Raw genomic sequence first — 16,063 nt, forward strand, 5'->3', positions numbered from 1 at the left:
CTGGACCGGTGACAGCAGACCGACGTCACCGGTCCGGCCATTCCGGTTCCTCCATCATCCCCGAGCTCATCGCCGCCGGGCACGAGGTCACCGGCCTGGCCCGGTCGGACACGGCCGCGGCAGCGGTGTCAGCGCTCGGCGCGAAGGTGCGCCGCAGCGACCTGAAGGATCTCGACGGGCTCATGGAGGCGGCCGCGGACTCCGACGGCGTCATCCACGTCGCGCACAGCGAGGACGGTCTCGGTGACCTTCGTGGCATCGGCCACGTCACGCTGGGTGAAGCGCCTGGAGAGCGGCTCGACCAGGACTACCACCTGGATCTCGTCGCTGATCACAACGCAGGCCCACGTCCTCGTCGGTGAAATCCGGGTTCATGGAGTAGCCGAGCGCGGCTGAGAAGCTCTCAGCCTTCTCCAGGTCCTTCGTCGGCAAATGGCCGAGAATCTTCTCCGGCATTATTCATTCCTCCTCTTCTTCTTGTTGAGAGTTCACTTGCCTTACTGACTGCCGGTGCGGCGGAAGACTCGGTCGAGTGACGACTTCCGCCGCACCTCCTGTGCCGGTACGCGTGTTCTCGCCGAAGCCACGATGAGGGGCCGTTACAGCGCCGGCTGTCTTGCGTCAGCAGTTGGCAGGGTCATCGTGTGCTGCAGCCCGATCGTTAGCCGGGTGTCCGGTCGGGCTCGCTTTTTCGGGCGAGGCTCTGGAGTTGCCCTGTGTGCACATCGCTTACCCACTCCCAGCCGGGCTTGGCCGATGGGCCGATCCGCGGGTCACTGGGAACATGGCCCTCGCGCAAGGCGAGTACGTACGCCCGATCCAGCTCGATCCGTGCGTGTACCTGACCAGCTCCGCCGACCGACCCGTGGCCCGGGACGACGACATCGACGCCGCCCGCCACTTCTTCCAGCAGCCGCAGCGCTGCGAGGTAGTCCTCGATCGGGTCGGCGGTGTCCAGGTCGAGCATCGGAACCAGGACATCGGAAAGCATGTCACCGGCGACGAGAACACCGCGTTCCTCGATGAACAGCGCCGCGTGGCCCGGGGCGTGCGCTTGGTGCTCGATGATCCGGGCTTGAGGGCCGTCCCAGGGCATCAGCGTGGTTCCGGCGGGCAGGGCGGTAATGAGGCCGAGCAGGTCCATCGGGACCTGCCCGGCGACTTCCGTCTCGAGCAGGTGGTCGGCGGTGCGGGCCTTCGCATCCGGGTCGGAGAGCTGATCCCGGACGGTGGCCGCGCAGCGAGCCGTACCGTAGCGAGGGGCCGCGCCGAGCTGGGCGTGCCAGAGTAGGTGATCCCAATCCGGATGCGTCGAGAAGCCTGCCGCAACGGTCTGGCCCGAATCGGACAGGTCGTTGGCGAGGCAGGCCATTTCCTCGCCCGTGATTCCGGGGTCGATTAGCAACGCGCCGGCCCGGCCGTGCACGACAACGGCGTTGCTCTGCACGAACTCGCTCTCGTGGACCAGCACGCCCTCCGCGATCTGCCTCAGCACGGGGTGGCTCCTTCCGGGCCGGCTACGAAACCGCCCGATGACATCGTGAAGTGCCAGAGCACCTTGGTGTCGTTCATTCGTTGACTCCTGCCTTGATTCTGCCTGCCAGGGTCATCCTGGTTTGCTGGCGCGGCCTGCATGGCCGCTGGCTTGGATGTCATGCGGGCGATCCCGTGACCTCTCGTTGTAGGGCTGTGGTGATGTGTTGAGGTCAGCCGAGAGCCAAGGCGGCAACTGCGAGGGTGCAGATCCCGAGGCCTGTTCGCTGTCCGGTGCCGATCCGTTCTCCGAGCACGCCGGCCGCGAGCAGTACGGTGACGGCCGGGTAGAGGGAGGCCAGGACTCCGGCGATGCCGAGGCTGGTCACCCCGGTGGCGACCATGAACGCGAGAGTGCCCAAGGCGCCGAGCACGCCGGAGGCACTCCCCCATCCGACCACACCGCGGCAGGGACGCCATCGCTGTCGGAGGCTCGTGGCGGCGAGGACGGTGAGGATCGCGCCGATCAGTTGGTTGGCGGCAAGCGGCAGCAGGCCGGCGTCAGCCTGGATCTGCGCGAGCGCGATGAAGAGGATTCCGAAGCCCACGCCCGCGATGGCGCCGTCGACGAGCGCTCCCCGCGTACGCTCCGGTCGGTCCGGCGCGGTCTCACGGGAGATCAACCAGATCCCCGGAAGCGCGGCGAGCACACCGACCCAGACCAGCCAACTGGGGCGCTCACCGACGACTACGCCCACCAGCACGGGAAGGACCGCGGCCCCGACCGCCGAGATCGGCGCCACCAGGCCCATCCTTCCGCGGGCGAGCCCGCGGAACAGGAAGATGCTGCCGGTCGCCGAGCCGACCCCGGCCAGGAGCGCCCAGGCGAAGTCGGGTGTCGCCGGGCTACCCGGCAGCGTCAGCCCGGCCACGAGCATGACGAGCGCGCCGGCGGCCTGCCCGACCAGAACGACCTGCCATGAGGAGTACCGACGCGAGCCGGCGCCGCCGATGAAGTCTGCGGCGCCGTAGGCGAGAGCCGACGAGAGGGCCAGGAGGATCCCGAGGTTCATGGAAACGAGCCTGGGGCCGATCCGGTCCAGGCTGTAGGTCCAGTCGCGGATCGGCTGAGTAGACCACCTGATGTACTGGTGGCATGACAGTGGAGTGGGCGCGAGGTGGGCCCGACCTTCTGGTGGCGCTGGAACGCGGCGCTGGTCCGCTCGGGATTCAGATCCAGGACCAGTTACGGGCGGCGATCCGCGATCGACGGCTCGGCGCCGAAGAACGCCTGCCGTCGACTCGACGCCTGGCCGAACTGCTCGGCGTCTCACGCGGCACAGTCGTCGATGTCTACCAACAATTGCTGGCCGAGGGGTACATCGAGGCGGCGGCCGGCTCCGGGACGCGGGTGGCCGCGATACCGTCCGGCTTGCCTGCCCGGCAACCGCCCGACATCGTAGCGGCGTCGGCGTCGGCGTCGGCGTCGGCGTCGTCGACCGGACCGGCCGAGGCCGACTTCGGGTACGGCATCCCCGATCTCGGCTCGGTGCCGTTGACGGACTGGAGTCGTGCGGTGTCGGAGGCGACCCGGACCCTTCCGACCGCCGAGTTGGGTGACGAGGACCCGGCCGGTTCCAGGCACCTGAGAAAGGTCGTCACCGCCTACCACCGTCGCGTTCGGTCGGGCTGCGCGGTAGCCGAGGACGCCGTCATCGTTTCGGGTTTCCGGCAGGGGCTGGCTTTCGCCCTCGCGACGCTTGCGCGGCACGGCATCCAGCGCATCGCGCTGGAGGATCCCGGCCCCCGCGAGCACGACGTCATCGCCCGCCGCGCGGGCCTGGACGCCGTGCCGGTTCCCGTCGACGACCACGGCCTCGACGTGGGCCGCCTGCACCAGTCCGGAGCACGGGCGGTGTTGCTGACGCCGGCCCACCAATGCCCCACCGGTGTCGCGCTCGGCCCGTCGCGGCGACGCGACCTGGTCGCCTGGGCGAACGAGGTCGACGGGGTGATCATCGAGGACGACTACGACGCCGAGTTCCGATACGACCGTCAGCCGGTCGGCTCACTGCAGGGCCTCGACCCTGCCCGCGTGATCGCTCTGGGGTCGGTCAGCAAGACGCTCGCACCCGCGATCCGGCTGGGCTGGGTGCTCGCGCCACCGCGATTCGTGGCGGGGATCGTCGAGGAGAAACGGCTCAGCTGTCGCGGCGCCCCCGGGCTGGATCAGGAAGCGCTGGCGCTGCTCATGGAGTCGGGCCGTTTCGACCGCCACCTGCGACGCGTGCGCGAGATCTACCGCGCACGCCGGGACGTGCTGGCAGCCGAGGCCGAGGCCGCCTTCGGGCCGGGCCGGCTACACGGGCTGGCGGCCGGCTGTCACGCCCTGCTGCGCCTCCCGGACGGGGCATCCGAGCGCGCCGTCGTGGCGACCGCGGCCACCCTGGGCGTACGGGTCAACGGACTCGGCCACTACCGATTCGCGGCCGCAGACGCCGAAGCTGAACCGGACCCGCGCCCGCCCGCCCTCGTGCTCGGCTTCGGCAATGTCAGCGAGCACCAGATCAGGCGGGGCATCCGCGCACTCGCCACAGCCGTCCAACACCAGTCCCGCCCCCTCAGAAACGACAACCCCACGCCGACTCACTGAGACTCCGCAAGCTCCACCGAGAACGTCGCGCAGGAGGGCTGCTACGAATGGCATCGAGCGGCACCAGAATGGCTGGCCCTTTGATCCGTAGATTGTGGGTTCGAGTCCCACGCGACCCAGCCTGACCAGGGAACATGCGAGTTCGGCCGGTATGCAAGATCGAAAGTCCTGCAGGCGCACCTCGCCTGCGGCATCGCATCGCTTTCTCACCCGGCCAGAAGTGACATCAGAGCAAGTCCTGCCTCCTCAGCCGACCCCTTGCCCAATCTATCGAGTTTCGATAGATTTCGATCGTATCGCGATGGAAGGTGAGTCATGGGGAAGCTGACAGTGCGCGCGCTGCGCGCCGTACTCGTGGTGGTGCTCACCGGCACCGTGTTCGTACAGGCATTGATGGTGTGGGCGTTGGTCAGCGGGAGCGACCCGGAGGACGGCTCGCTCCCGCTGACCCCGCTGCGCGTGATCACGATCCTGGGCATCGGGACGGTCCAGGTCATCGGGGTCTGCGTATGGCGACTGGTGACGATGGTGCGACGCGGAACCGTGTTCTCCCACGCCGCCTTCCGGTACGTGGACGTCATCATCGGCGCGGTAGTGGCGGCCGCCCTCGTGTGGTTCGCAGTCACGGCCCTCAATGCGCCGGGCCAGCGAGACGACCCGGGCGTCACCGTCATCATGGGCGGGATCGGCCTCGCCATCCTGGGGGTCGCGCTCCTCGTGCTCGTGCTGCGGATGCTGCTCGCTCAGGCCGTCGCGCGCGACGCCGAAGCGACGCTGATGCAGGCCGAGCTGGACGAGGTGATCTGATGCCGATCACCGTCGACATCGACGTGATGCTGGCCAAACGAAAGATGTCGGTGGGCGAACTCGCGGACCGCGTCGGGATCACCCCCGCGAACCTGGCGGTACTCAAGAACGGCCGCGCCAAAGCGGTGCGCTTCGCGACACTCGCCGCGCTCTGCGAGGCGCTCGACTGCCAGCCGGGAGACCTGCTGCGCTTCGAGGCCAAGGACACCACGACCGGCACCTCAGCCATCGGCAACGGTGGCTAAAGCAGAAGTGGAAGACGGACCCTAGTACGGCAGCCACCAAGCTAGCGAATTCTGTTTGTCCTCACACATGATGGTTAAGTGGCTGTCCTGATGCACACAGCCTCTCTCAGCCGCATCACACCAGATCAAACCCCGCGGCGATTCGGATCATCTCCGCGTTCACCACGGCGAGGTCCAGGCCCCTCATCCAACGATGATGCACGACTATTTGTGCACCAATCACCTTCTCGTATGACAAATGTCCCAGGATGTCATGCTGCTTCGTCACTGGAAGCGCCCTGCCTCGTTGCCCGACCATGAAGTCTGGCGCGGGGAAAACCAGATTCTCCGCCGGTTCTCACCCACCCGATGGGACGCCCACGTGGAATCGAAATGGGCCACTTGGGGAAACAAGGAGAGTACTCATGGCGACGAGGAAACTGGCGGCAAAGGCCACCGTGGTGGCTTTGGCCGTGGTAGCGCCCGCGTTTCTGGGGACGGCGCCGGCTTCGGCCGACCTCATCCCGCCCTACCGGACCGGATGGAACCAGGAACCGATCACCGGGCCAGGGTGCGCTCAGAACAGCGTCTGCATATGGCCGAACACCGACTGGATCTACACCGGCCGGCGCTTCTTCGGCGGCCCCATCCTCCCCTGCCACGGCGTCCGGTTCGAAGGCAGCTACTACATGAACAAGATGCTGTCCTTCAAGAACCACGCCTCAGGTTCCATCTCGTTCTGGAACCGAGCCGCCGACGGCTCCTACAACTACAGCCGCCTCGGCACCTTCCCGTCAGGAGCGGAGATCTACAACTTCACGAACGGCCGCTACGCCGACGCGTTCGTCTACGATCCCCACGGCGACTGCGGGATCCTCACCCTCGACCACTACGACATTTGGCAGCACACCAAAGTGACGCTCAAGGTCGACGCCGGTGGAACGACGGCCCGCGCGGCAGCGGCGGCAGCACGACCGACCACCGGCCATGGGTGACGCCCTTCCGCCACAACGAGCAGACCGCCTGCTTCCCCGTCTGAGGAGCGTCGGCGAACAGCCCGGACCACCGCCGGCTCGGCCGCCAGCGGGTCGTCGCCGAGCGAGCCCTCCAGCAGCGGCCCGGACGGCAAGCCCGCCAAGAGCGACCCGGCCGAGAAGAACGGCGACGGTCCGCTGCTCCCTGAACCGCCGAAGAAGGACTGAGGAGCCGTCCGGTGAGGGCGAACATCGAACGTGAACGGGACGAGAGGATCTCATCGCTCATCAGAACGGCCTTACCGTGTCGCTGATGTGCCAGGGGAGGCCGCGGCCCGTGCACGGCTCATCGCCTGAGCGCCTTTTTGAGCGAGGAGCCGTGCACGGAACCGCGACCGGTCAGGAAGCCCGTTCGGTACGGGTCGCTCGCGCGGCGAGCGAGGTGGCCAGGTAATCCAGGGCCTTCTGGGTGGAGCATTCGGCGGACGGGTGGTAGCTCCGCTTGAGATACGTGCGGGCTGCGCGGATCATGAACCGGTTGCTGGGCAGCAGCCCTCGGCGGACGGCGCGGCGGTAGTCCCGGATCCGGGGCCGCACGCCGTGCAGCTCCGGATCCTTGGCGCACAAGTAGGCGGCACCGAAGTACACGGCCAGCGGCAACGCGAGCACGCCGATGAAGAACGTCCCGAACCGCCGCCAGTACGCGCCGGAGACGTGCTGGTAGACGTCGAAGGCGACGGAGCGGTGTTCGACTTCTTCGGCGCCGTGCCAGCGCAGCAGGTCCATCATGGTCGCGTCGGAGCCGGCCTCGTCCAGTTCGCGGGCGTCCAGGATCCACTGGCCGAGCACGGCGGTGTAGTGCTCGATCCCGGCGATGATGCCGATGCGCAGGTTCAGCCAGCGCCGGCGCGAGATGACCGGGAACGGTGGCCGGTCGCCGAGGATGACCTTGAACAGCCATTCGATCCTGCGGGTGAGCGACCGGGGATCAAGCCCGCGCTCGAGCATCTGGTGGTCCAGGACGCCCTGGTGGGAGTAGGCGTGCACGGCCTCCTGGCCCATGAACCCCTTGATCTCCTTGCGGAGCTGGACATCGTCCTCGCCGATCAGCGGCAGCGTCTGCTTGTAGACATGGACGAACCAGCGCTCGCCCGCCGGCAGCAGCAGGTGCAGGGTGTTGATGAAGTGGGTGGCGACCGGTTCGCCGGGGATCCAGTGCAAGGGCGTGCCGGTCCAGTCGAACTTCACCCGCCGCGGAACGATGGCCGGGTGCCGCTCGTCGATGGCCGCCGTGCCAGGAGACTCGGTCATGACTTCCTTCCCTTCGGTTCGCGCTTCCATCGCGATGTGGGGTCGACGCGGGCCATCAGCCGCATCGTCCCCGGGGACAGGCGGGACAGGGCATGGTCGGCTCTGGCCTCGGTGGTGGCGTACGCGGCCATGGCACGGTTCGGGGTGAACCCGGCGGCCGACGCGAGATCGACGATGTGGCCGCCCTGTCCTCGTTCGACCATCTGGACGCCGAACAGCCGGCAGCCGCGAGCCACCCCGCCCAGGTTGATCTGCACGATCCGTTCCCAGGCCTCGGGGCTGGTGTCCAGCAGCGAGCCCACCATCCCGATCCCCGCATTGTTGACAACGACGTCGGGCGTGTCGGTCAGGTTCGCGACCTCGTCGGCGAACCCGGCCATCGACTCCTCGCGAGCCACATCGACGGTGAACGGGTGGGCGGCGGCACCCAGCGCCTTGGCCAGCGCGGCCGTACGGGACGCCGACTCGGTGTCGATGTCGGCGGCCACGATCCGGGCGCCCCGCCCGGCGAACGCCAGGGCCGTGGCCCGGCCGATGCCGCTGCCCGCGCCGGTCACCACGACGGTCTTGCCGTCGTAGGTCTTGGTCATGGCGTCAGCGCCGCAACGGCGGCGTGCTCGAGCGCCTCCGGTTGCGCCCGGCCTTCGATGTGGTGGACCAGTTCAGAGACGGCCACCGCCACGGCCGGCCCCTGCGCGCCGATGGAGCCCCAATGCCCGGCCGGGATCTCCCGCCGCCACAGCCGCTCGGTGTAGCGGTTCAGGTCCTTGGACTGCTCGGGCGAGACGAACAGGTCCTTGGTCGGTGCGATGACCTGGACGGGCACGTCGGTACGGGCCGACCGGCCGGGCCGCAGGAAGCGCAGGCCGTTGGCCTTGTAGAGCTTCATCCCGTCCAGCGCGTCCCTGCGGAACGTCGGGGCGGGCTTGCGCTCGATGCCCTCCAGCCGCCCGATGAGCACCGGGAACAGCCGGACGCCACCCAGCCGCCACACCAGCTGCCCGACCCCGGGGATGAGGCCGCCCATCAGATACCACGACCGGGCGAACTGGCCGGACAGCTGCTTCAGGTTCCGGGGCGTGGGACGGCGCAGACGATCGCGTACCCACTGGCCGAAATGCTCGATGCACGGCCCCGAGATGGAGGTGAACGAGGCCACCCTGCCGGTGAGCCGTGCCCCCGTGACGGCCCCCCAGCCCTGCACCGATCCCCAGTCGTGCCCGACCAGATGCACGGCCCGTCCCGGCGAGACCGCGTCCACCACCGCGCGCAGATCCCCGCTCAGCTTCTCCATCGCGTACGACCCGGTGCGGCGCGGGCGCGTGGAGTCACCGGCGCCGCGCACGTCATAGGTGACGACGTGGAACTCCCCGGCCAGGATCCCCGCGACCGGCTCCCACACCGCCTGGGTATCGGGATAGCCGTGCAGCAACACGACGGTCACCCGGTCCCGGTCGCCGAACTCGCGCACGGCCAGCTCGGCCCCTTCGGACTTGACCGTGCTCCTGCTGAAGTCGCTCATGCACGATCCTCCCGGACGGCGTCGGCTCCGGCCGCCCAGCGGTGCACATGCGGCAGGTCGTCGTCCAGCCAGTACGCGTCGTCCTCGGTGACCACCAGCAGCTCCTCGAACTTGGCGCCCACATCGCCCAGAGCCAGGTGCGGTTCCACCGCCCACAGGCCCGGTGTCGGCGGGTGCTGCGACCGCCGCGAGCCGTTCCACAGCGTGGAGCGCCCCTGAAGGCGTTCCTTGACCAGCTCGCGTCCGAGGGTCTGGGCCGTACGGACGCCGAAGGCCCCGACGATGAGATTGCGGGGCAGCCGGCTGGTGACCTGCCCGACCTGGTGGCCGATCACCCGGCCGGGATACTTGCGGTGCCGGTTCTGGTACCCGTGCCGGACGATCTGCCGGTCGACCGCGGCGTAGATGTCGGCGAAGGTGCGCCGCTCGCGGACCAGGTCCACGATCAGCCGCCGGTAGTCGGCCAGGTCGGCCACCAGGCGCTCCCACGGCTCGTTGGCGCCCAGGCATCCCGCGTAGCCGATGTCGGCGGTGTAGCCGCCGGCGATCGGCGCCGCGTCCAGGATGAAGGGCATGCCCTCGGCCAGCCGCCGGTCGGTCGGCAGGAACTGGTGCGGCAGCACGATCCCGCGGAAGGCCGTACGGTCCCCGAACCACGCGAACGGGACATGGAACCAGTCGTCCACCCCGCGATCGGCCAGCCACCGCCGCATCCGCCTGGCCGCCTGCCGTTCGGTCACCCCCGGCTCCAGGCCGGCCGCCACGGCCTCGGCCGCCTCGTAGGCCAGCCTCTGCAGGTCCCGAAACCGCCGCAGGCCCTCACTCATCGCCGCACACTCCGTCCGGTGGTCACCGACGCCGCAATTGGATTAAGTGTCCAATATCGCGGCGGACCTGAACGAAAGTCAAGAAGCTCAGGCATCTTATTAGACGCAAATCCAGTAGGATCGGCCGAACGGAGCGAGGGGGCACGATGGCGGACCGACGCCACACCGGCACGCGGCCCGGCCGGCGCGCCACGATCCAGGAGGCCGCCGCCCGGCTCTTCGCCGACCGCCCCTACGACGCCCTGTCCATCGACGAGATCGCGGCCTCCGCCGGCGTCGCCAAGGGCCTGATCTACTACTACTTCGGCAGCAAGCGCGGTCTCTTCCTGGCCGTCATCGAGGAGGCGACCGGCCATCTGAACGCGCTGGCCGAGGAGTTCGGCGAACTGTCCCCGGCCGAGCGGCTGACCCGTACGCTGGACGGCTTCCTACGCTGGGCCGACACCCATCGCCCGGCGTTCCAGGCCATCACGAGCGGCGGCGTCGGCGTGGACTCCGAGGTGAGCGGCCTTCACCACCGCGTCCGCGGGCGCCTGCTCGCCGCGCTGTCGTACGGCATCACCGGCGACACCACGCCCGGCCCCACCCTGCGCATCGCGCTGGAAGGCTGGCTCTCCTTCGTGGAAGGCGCCACCACCTCCTGGCTCACCGAGCCGGGCATGAATCGCGACGAACTCCGCGACCTCGCCGTACGCGTCCTGGCGGGTGTGCTGCAGGCCGTCGGGCCCGTCGATTCTGACGCAGGCGCTCCGGCCTCACCCGCATCCAGGTGACCGAGATGGGGAAACCTTGGCAGCCGGCGGTACGGGCGGCACCGGTCCTGCGGCCTCGGCAGAGTGGTGACGGCCCGCGGCCCGGAACGCGTTATAGATCAACAACCGATCGGTGCACTCGCGCCCGTACGGTGCCGGCCCGGCGTTCGGCGATCGGCCTCGCCCGTGGCACCCGGACGGGGTTCCGGATCACCTCGGCACTCGGGCACCGGCGAGGTGAATGCTTCGTCGAAGGTAGGACGGCTCCGGGTCGCGGTGACACCACAACGAGGGAAACGAGTCCCTGAATCGCCTATGGCGCATCGCATCAATGTCGTCATATCTGAAACGTACCTGCGCTAGCGTCTTTCATCCCGAAGGATCTTCCATGGGCGAGACACAGGATTGGACCCGACGATGCGTGATGTCCTGATCAACATCATCGGCTCGATCATCGTCGCTGTGATCGGGATGTACGGAACGATCAAGGCCGCCAGGATCGCCAATCCCAACATTCCGAACCCCGGAGGGCCTGGAGAACAGAACCCCGGAGAGTCTGAAGGACAGACGTGGTCAGGGCGCCTCCGGTCGTGGGTCGGCCGAGGCTGGCGGGCGCTGCGTCGCCTCCGCCCTACTCAACCGAATTTGGCGAGGAGAATCCTCATCATGGTGGCCTTTGTAGCCTTTTTCGCGCTGGGTGTCAGCAACGTGATACGCCTGGTGGACAACCTGTCCAAGGTCTGCAGTACCCGTACACCACTGACGATCATGGTGAGCGCGGAGAAGGACCTCCTCCTCAAGGACCTGGCCGACGAGTACGACGGAACCAGGCGAACCTGCTCCAACATCTCCGTGGTCGAGTTGACGTCGGGGGCCGCGCTGGAAGATCTGAGCAGCAAGGATCAGCCCGATCCACTCCCCCATGTATGGATGCCGAGCTCCTCGATGTGGGTGGATCTCCTGCGTGCCCGTAACGACGCACCGATCGAGCCGGTCGGCAAAGTGGAGTCGGTTGCCCAGAGCCCGCTGGTCATCGCCATGCCGGAGAAGGTCGCCTCGGCGTTCGGCTGGAACCAGCGGACGTTCGGATGGCAGGAGGTGCTGGGGTATGCGCGCGATCCCGAAAGCTGGGAGCAGAAACGGCTGAGGAATCCCGGGCTGACTGAGCGGTTCTTTCTGGCCAAAGAGAATCCGGAGAGGTCGACGTCCGCCTTCGCCGCCACCGTGGCGTCCTATTACGCTGCCGCATCTCAGCACCACAAGCCAGGAAAATTGACGGTCGATCATGTCAGGGACCGGCAGATCACCAATGACGTGCGCAATGTCGAGTCCTCCATGCAGTACCGACTGGACGACGTGATGGACCTGCTGAAGAACCTGGGAGAGGAGGACGGCGAAGGACAGGCCTCGTCCTATCTCAGCGGCGTGATCATGCAGGAGGAGTTGTCCTACCTCTACAACAGCGGTGATCCTGAGGTGTCCCAGAAGCAACCCCCGTCACCGCGTCAGGAACCGTTGCGAGTCTTCTATCCTCGGGACGGCACGGTCGTGATGGACCACCCCTACACCCTGTTGTCCACCATGAACTCCGCGCAGGGCAAGGTCGCCCGCGATTTCCGTGACTTCCTGCGAGACACCGACCGGCAGGACCGTTTCCGGCAGAAGGGCTTTCGCGGCCATGACGGCAGGATGTTCTCCGACAAGGTGGCCAAGCAGGCCGGCCTGCCTGACAATCGCAGCGGTACCCCTTTTCTTCCGAAGCCCGACACCGAGGCCCTGCGGACCATTCATGAGAATGTTGGAAGTCTGCGCCGGTCTGCCAGAGTGCTCCTGCTCATCGACCGGTCCGGTTCCATGGGGTCGCCCGATCAAGGCGCATTCAAGACCGGCTTGGAGATCGTCAAAGAGCAGTTGCAGGACAAGCTGATCGACCAGTTGGGGGATAATGACGAACTCACGGTCTGGTCTTTTGCCGATAACTACCGGAAGGAATTCTCCGCGACGCCCGGCAAGGACCTGAAGGAAAATAAAAGCAAACAAGAATTTGATGATAAAATTTCCGGCATCGCCTCTGGTGGGAACACCGCACTCCACGACACCGTGCTGGCGGCCGTCCGCGAACTCCGAAAGGAATCGAGTGGTCGCGACGGACTGACGCCAACGATCATCCTCCTGTCCGATGGCTACGACACGCGAAAGTCTCTAACTCTCGACCAACTCAGGAAGCGGCTGGCCGACGAAGCGGAGGAGACGCCCGTACCGCGCGTCTACACGATCGGTTACGGCGTCATAGATCCGGACAAGGATGCCAACGCACTCAAGGACATCAGCATCGCCACCAAAGGCAAGTACTACGACGCCAAGAAGGAGCGTGTCGACCTCGATCGGGTCTTCAACGAGGTTTTCGGGCACCTGTAGGGGGCCGAGCGCCACTTCCATGCGCGAGCGCGCGCGATGAGTCAGGGTTCTGCCGGCACGCCCGGGCGTGAAGAAGCCCACGGCACGGCCGCATCCTGGTCCGCTGCTGTCTGGCTCATCCATTCGCCGCCCAGGGTGTACGTTTCATCCATGATTTATAGAAGGGACGTCCAGGCCGCGCTCGCATGAGCGGCCGGGGACAGTGGGAGCTCGGCGGCCCCATCGGGGACGGGCTCCCCTACTACGAACACGCTCAGCGGCTGCGACGGATGCACGGCTCCGGTCCATTGCCCCAAGGCGGCCGTCCGATGCCGGACGCGCCGGCGGACGGGGAGGAAGAGCCCCATCGGCGCGATCCGACCCGTGCCGACATCGCGGAACTCGTCCAGACGCTGGACCGGGCGGTCACTCACTGGCCACCGGACCGTGAACCGCTGTCGATGCTCGACGACCGGATCCGGCCACTGTACGTCCATGGCGTCCGCGACGAACTGGCGGCCGGGATCCGGGAACTCGGTCATGTGCCCGCGGACCGTCTTCGTCTGCTGGGGCGATGGCTGGCCGGGACCGGTACCCATCGGAGCGCGGTCGACCTCGGTCTGATCCTGCTGGGCGTGGCCGGGCACGACGACGACCGCGACCTCATCCTCACCCTCGCCTCGCTGAGCGGCGTCAGCGGCGCAGCTGAAGCCCTGGCCGCCTCACAGTCGCGCCCGCACGAAGCGCTGCTGGAAATGGCCCGCCGGACCAGCGACTGGGAACGAGTGGACGCGATCAGGGGCCTGCGTGGAGCACAGGTGGAGCAGCGCGACAAGGACTGGCTGATCCGCGACGCCTGCGACGGCGGCTTCCTGGACGTCTACTTCGCCGAGGTCGTCGCCGAGACCGGGGACCTGGCCGGAACGCTCGCCGCCGACACCGTCGACGACGATCTCCTGCGCGGCGCCGAACTGGTGCTGTACGCGCTGTGTGAGCTCGAATCGCCCGAGCTCGGCATTCTGGACTACCGCGACGCCGAGGCCGCCGTGCAGCACTATGCCCGGCATGTCGCCGCACGGCCGCTGACACTGAACCGTCTGTGCCAGCTGGTGCCGGTGTACGCGCTCGTGTGCAGCCCTCGTGCCGGGGAAGGTCACTGGAGCACCGAAGGACTGTCTCGCGTACGTGACCTATACCGGGACCTCCTGTCGTCACCGGCGGCCCAGGAAATCGTGCAAGCGAGCCTGGCAGCGGCCGAGCAGCAGGTATTCGTCAAGGCGGCCTGGGTCGCCGGGCACGCCGGACCGCCCGTCCAGGACCACCTGCTGCGCCGGCTGGAGTCCGACCCCCTGAACGAGTGGGTCTGGTGCTGGCTCCTCGACGGCGGCCCCGCCGCGAGGGTCGGCGTCCCCAACACCGCTGAAGGCATCGACGTGGCGCTCGCCGCCGCCGGACGGCTACTGCCGCTGCGGCGGTTGATGACCGGGCCGCCGGAGCCCGCCGGGGACGCGGATCCCTACGAGAAGATCCTCGACCTGGTCCTCAGCCGGTTGCGCACCTATCCCGGCCACGGGTGGGAGATCATCCACACCGCCTTGCGGAGCCATGTGCACAGCTACCGCAGCCTGGCCGTGCTCACCCTCCAGCGCTGGTCCCCCGAGCAGTTCCCACCGGAGGCCGTCGACGTACTGGAGAGCGTCCGCGCGGCCGAGCCCTACACCGAACTCCGCGAGAGGCTCGCCGCGCTCACCGGCCGAGTCCGCACCGGCGGATAGCCCAGTCTCGGGTGCAACTCACCACGCCTATCCCCACAACAAGGGACATGAGCAGCAACCGACCGGCCAATGGCAGTGCGCCCCGCAACGTGAACGCGCCAGAGGAGGTGACCGCCGCGCTGCGCGGCTTCCTGTCCGCCATGGTCGAGCCGCCGCCCGCCTTCACCAGAGGGGGTGCCCGAGTTCTCGGCTCTGTCGGCCCTCTTCCCCGATCCGCAGGATCAGGAGCCTCTCGGATGCGTCAGTGGGGGGCGGTGGAGGTAGGCGGGGTGAGAGCGCGCAGGGCGTGGGTGATGAGGGAGTGGAGGTAGGCGGAGTCGGGCATGCCGAGGTGAAGGGCCATGCGGTGGTAGAGCGGGCCGTACAGCAGGTCGAGGGCGATGTCGAGGTCGGCGTCCGGGTGCAGTTGACCGGCGTCCTGGGCTCGGTGGAGCCGTTGCCTGAACGTGGCGATGCGCGGCTGGGCCGCAAGGCGCGCCTGTCCTGATCCACGTGCACGGGGGCCACTACGATGGAGGCCACAAGAACAGCCAGTCGCTGCCGCTGATCTACCGGCTCGCCGGTCAGGGCTGGGTGTGCGTCAGCGCCAACTACCGGCTGCGGCCCGAGTTCCAGCATCCCGACCACCTGATCGACCTCAAGAGGGTCATCGCCTGGGTGCGCGAGCACGCCCACGAGTACGGCGCCGATCCGACGACGCTGTTCGTCGCGGGCAGTTCGGCGGGCGGGCACATGGCGGGGCTGGCCGCGCTCACCCAGAACGACCCCGCCTTCCAGGCGGGCTTCGAGGACGCCGACACCTCCGTGACCGGCGCCATCTACCTGAACGGCTGGTACGCCCCTATTTCGGCCAGGGGCCCGAGTCCTCGCAGCTGGCCCGCATCACCGCGGACGCACCGCCCTTCTTCCTGGCACACGGCGACAAGGACACGCTGGTGCCCGCAGCGGACCCCCGGCACTTCGCCGACCGGCTACGCCAGACCTCGGCCGCCCCCGTCGTCTATGCCGAGTTGAAGGGCGGGCACCACGCCTTCGACCTGTACCACTCCTTCCGCTTCGAGGCGGTCGTCGACGCGATCGAGGCCTTCGCCGCCTGGGTGAGGTCCCGGGAGAGGACGCCCGAGCCCGGTCGGTGTAGGCCCACTTGCACGCGACCAGGTTGCGGTGCCGGCGCAGGATCGTCGCCGGAGTGACTGGAAAGATGTCCGCCCACCAGTGGCGGTTCACCAGCCGGGACAACGCGGTAAGCCAGAGCCGATCGGCGGGCCTTGCTGTAGGCGGCCGTTGAGTTGGACGCCGGCAACTCTGCCGGGGTTCCTGGAACCCCCGCTTGATCCAGAGATTCGGG

Annotated in this window: 17 protein-coding genes; 9 read left to right on the forward strand and 8 right to left on the reverse strand. The window is 67.9% G+C overall.

Annotated elements, in window-relative coordinates:
• On the forward strand, positions 1-362 hold a 362-nt coding region (locus tag ACH34Q_RS22515; RefSeq protein WP_395984987.1), incomplete at its 5' end, for an NAD(P)H-binding protein.
• Between the two features lie 299 nt (positions 363-661).
• On the opposite strand, the gene ACH34Q_RS22520 is transcribed toward ACH34Q_RS22515, so the two are convergent.
• Both ACH34Q_RS22520 and ACH34Q_RS22525 read right to left on the reverse strand, forming a co-directional pair.
• Positions 662-1,495 carry an MBL fold metallo-hydrolase gene (locus tag ACH34Q_RS22520; RefSeq protein ID WP_395984988.1) on the reverse strand — a complete coding sequence of 278 codons (834 nt, stop codon included), beginning with the start codon at positions 1,493-1,495 and terminating at the stop codon, positions 662-664.
• A 211-nt stretch (positions 1,496-1,706) separates the two neighbouring features.
• Positions 1,707-2,546, reverse strand: a complete 840-nt coding sequence (locus ACH34Q_RS22525) for an EamA family transporter (protein ID WP_395984989.1) — start codon at positions 2,544-2,546, stop codon at positions 1,707-1,709.
• Positions 2,547-2,668: 122 nt separating this feature from the next.
• Here ACH34Q_RS22525 and ACH34Q_RS22530 point away from each other — a divergent pair, with 122 nt between their 5' ends.
• From ACH34Q_RS22530 to ACH34Q_RS22540, 3 genes are all read left to right on the forward strand, one after another.
• Positions 2,669-4,126, forward strand: coding sequence for a PLP-dependent aminotransferase family protein (locus ACH34Q_RS22530; RefSeq protein ID WP_395984990.1), 1,458 nt, complete (start codon positions 2,669-2,671; stop codon positions 4,124-4,126).
• A gap of 315 nt (positions 4,127-4,441) precedes the next feature.
• Positions 4,442-4,933 (forward strand): DUF2975 domain-containing protein, encoded by a 492-nt coding sequence (locus tag ACH34Q_RS22535; RefSeq protein ID WP_395984991.1) that lies wholly within the window; start codon positions 4,442-4,444, stop codon positions 4,931-4,933.
• The gene (locus tag ACH34Q_RS22540) at positions 4,933-5,178 is read left to right on the forward strand and encodes a helix-turn-helix domain-containing protein (RefSeq protein ID WP_395984992.1); all 246 of its coding nucleotides are present in this window, start codon (positions 4,933-4,935) and stop codon (positions 5,176-5,178) included. Before ACH34Q_RS22535 ends, ACH34Q_RS22540 begins: the two co-directional genes overlap by 1 nt.
• 115 nt (positions 5,179-5,293) lie before the next feature.
• On the opposite strand, the gene ACH34Q_RS22545 is transcribed toward ACH34Q_RS22540, so the two are convergent.
• On the reverse strand, positions 5,294-5,446 hold the full coding sequence (locus tag ACH34Q_RS22545; RefSeq protein ID WP_395984993.1) for a hypothetical protein: 153 nt from the start codon (positions 5,444-5,446) through the stop codon (positions 5,294-5,296).
• A gap of 136 nt (positions 5,447-5,582) precedes the next feature.
• On the opposite strand from ACH34Q_RS22545, the gene ACH34Q_RS22550 reads away from it, so the two are divergent.
• Positions 5,583-6,152, forward strand: coding sequence for a hypothetical protein (locus ACH34Q_RS22550; RefSeq protein ID WP_395984994.1), 570 nt, complete (start codon positions 5,583-5,585; stop codon positions 6,150-6,152).
• A 378-nt stretch (positions 6,153-6,530) separates the two neighbouring features.
• Here ACH34Q_RS22550 and ACH34Q_RS22555 read toward each other — a convergent pair whose 3' ends face one another.
• The 4 genes from ACH34Q_RS22555 to ACH34Q_RS22570 are packed head-to-tail and all read right to left on the reverse strand — an operon-like array spanning position 6,531 to position 9,791.
• Entirely contained in the window at positions 6,531-7,442 is a 912-nt protein-coding gene (locus ACH34Q_RS22555; protein ID WP_395984995.1) for a metal-dependent hydrolase, read from the reverse strand.
• Positions 7,439-8,032 (reverse strand): SDR family NAD(P)-dependent oxidoreductase, encoded by a 594-nt coding sequence (locus ACH34Q_RS22560; protein ID WP_395984996.1) that lies wholly within the window; start codon positions 8,030-8,032, stop codon positions 7,439-7,441. Before ACH34Q_RS22560 ends, ACH34Q_RS22555 begins: the two co-directional genes overlap by 4 nt.
• The gene (locus ACH34Q_RS22565) at positions 8,029-8,964 is read right to left on the reverse strand and encodes an alpha/beta fold hydrolase (protein WP_395984997.1); all 936 of its coding nucleotides are present in this window, start codon (positions 8,962-8,964) and stop codon (positions 8,029-8,031) included. Before ACH34Q_RS22565 ends, ACH34Q_RS22560 begins: the two co-directional genes overlap by 4 nt.
• Positions 8,961-9,791: a M24 family metallopeptidase gene (locus ACH34Q_RS22570; protein WP_395984998.1), complete on the reverse strand. Its 831-nt coding sequence runs from the start codon at positions 9,789-9,791 to the stop codon at positions 8,961-8,963. The genes ACH34Q_RS22565 and ACH34Q_RS22570 overlap by 4 nt, the downstream gene beginning before the upstream one ends.
• Before the next feature lie 146 nt (positions 9,792-9,937).
• Between ACH34Q_RS22570 and ACH34Q_RS22575 the strand changes: the two genes are divergently transcribed.
• The 3 genes from ACH34Q_RS22575 (at position 9,938) to ACH34Q_RS22585 (ending at position 14,715) form a co-directional block, all read left to right on the forward strand.
• Positions 9,938-10,564, forward strand: a complete 627-nt coding sequence (locus tag ACH34Q_RS22575; RefSeq protein ID WP_395984999.1) for a TetR/AcrR family transcriptional regulator — start codon at positions 9,938-9,940, stop codon at positions 10,562-10,564.
• 396 nt (positions 10,565-10,960) lie between these two features.
• Positions 10,961-12,961 (forward strand): substrate-binding domain-containing protein, encoded by a 2,001-nt coding sequence (locus ACH34Q_RS22580; protein ID WP_395985000.1) that lies wholly within the window; start codon positions 10,961-10,963, stop codon positions 12,959-12,961.
• A gap of 185 nt (positions 12,962-13,146) precedes the next feature.
• Positions 13,147-14,715, forward strand: coding sequence for a hypothetical protein (locus ACH34Q_RS22585; RefSeq protein WP_395985001.1), 1,569 nt, complete (start codon positions 13,147-13,149; stop codon positions 14,713-14,715).
• A 241-nt stretch (positions 14,716-14,956) separates the two neighbouring features.
• On the opposite strand, the gene ACH34Q_RS22590 is transcribed toward ACH34Q_RS22585, so the two are convergent.
• The gene (locus ACH34Q_RS22590; RefSeq protein ID WP_395985181.1) at positions 14,957-15,169 is read right to left on the reverse strand and encodes a TetR-like C-terminal domain-containing protein; all 213 of its coding nucleotides are present in this window, start codon (positions 15,167-15,169) and stop codon (positions 14,957-14,959) included.
• A gap of 38 nt (positions 15,170-15,207) precedes the next feature.
• On the opposite strand from ACH34Q_RS22590, the gene ACH34Q_RS22595 reads away from it, so the two are divergent.
• Positions 15,208-15,729 (forward strand): alpha/beta hydrolase, encoded by a 522-nt coding sequence (locus ACH34Q_RS22595; RefSeq protein ID WP_395985002.1) that lies wholly within the window; start codon positions 15,208-15,210, stop codon positions 15,727-15,729.
• Positions 15,730-16,063: the final 334 nt, after the last annotated feature.

The organism is Actinomadura sp. 9N407, assembly GCF_044326315.1.
GTDB lineage: Bacteria > Actinomycetota > Actinomycetes > Streptosporangiales > Streptosporangiaceae > Spirillospora.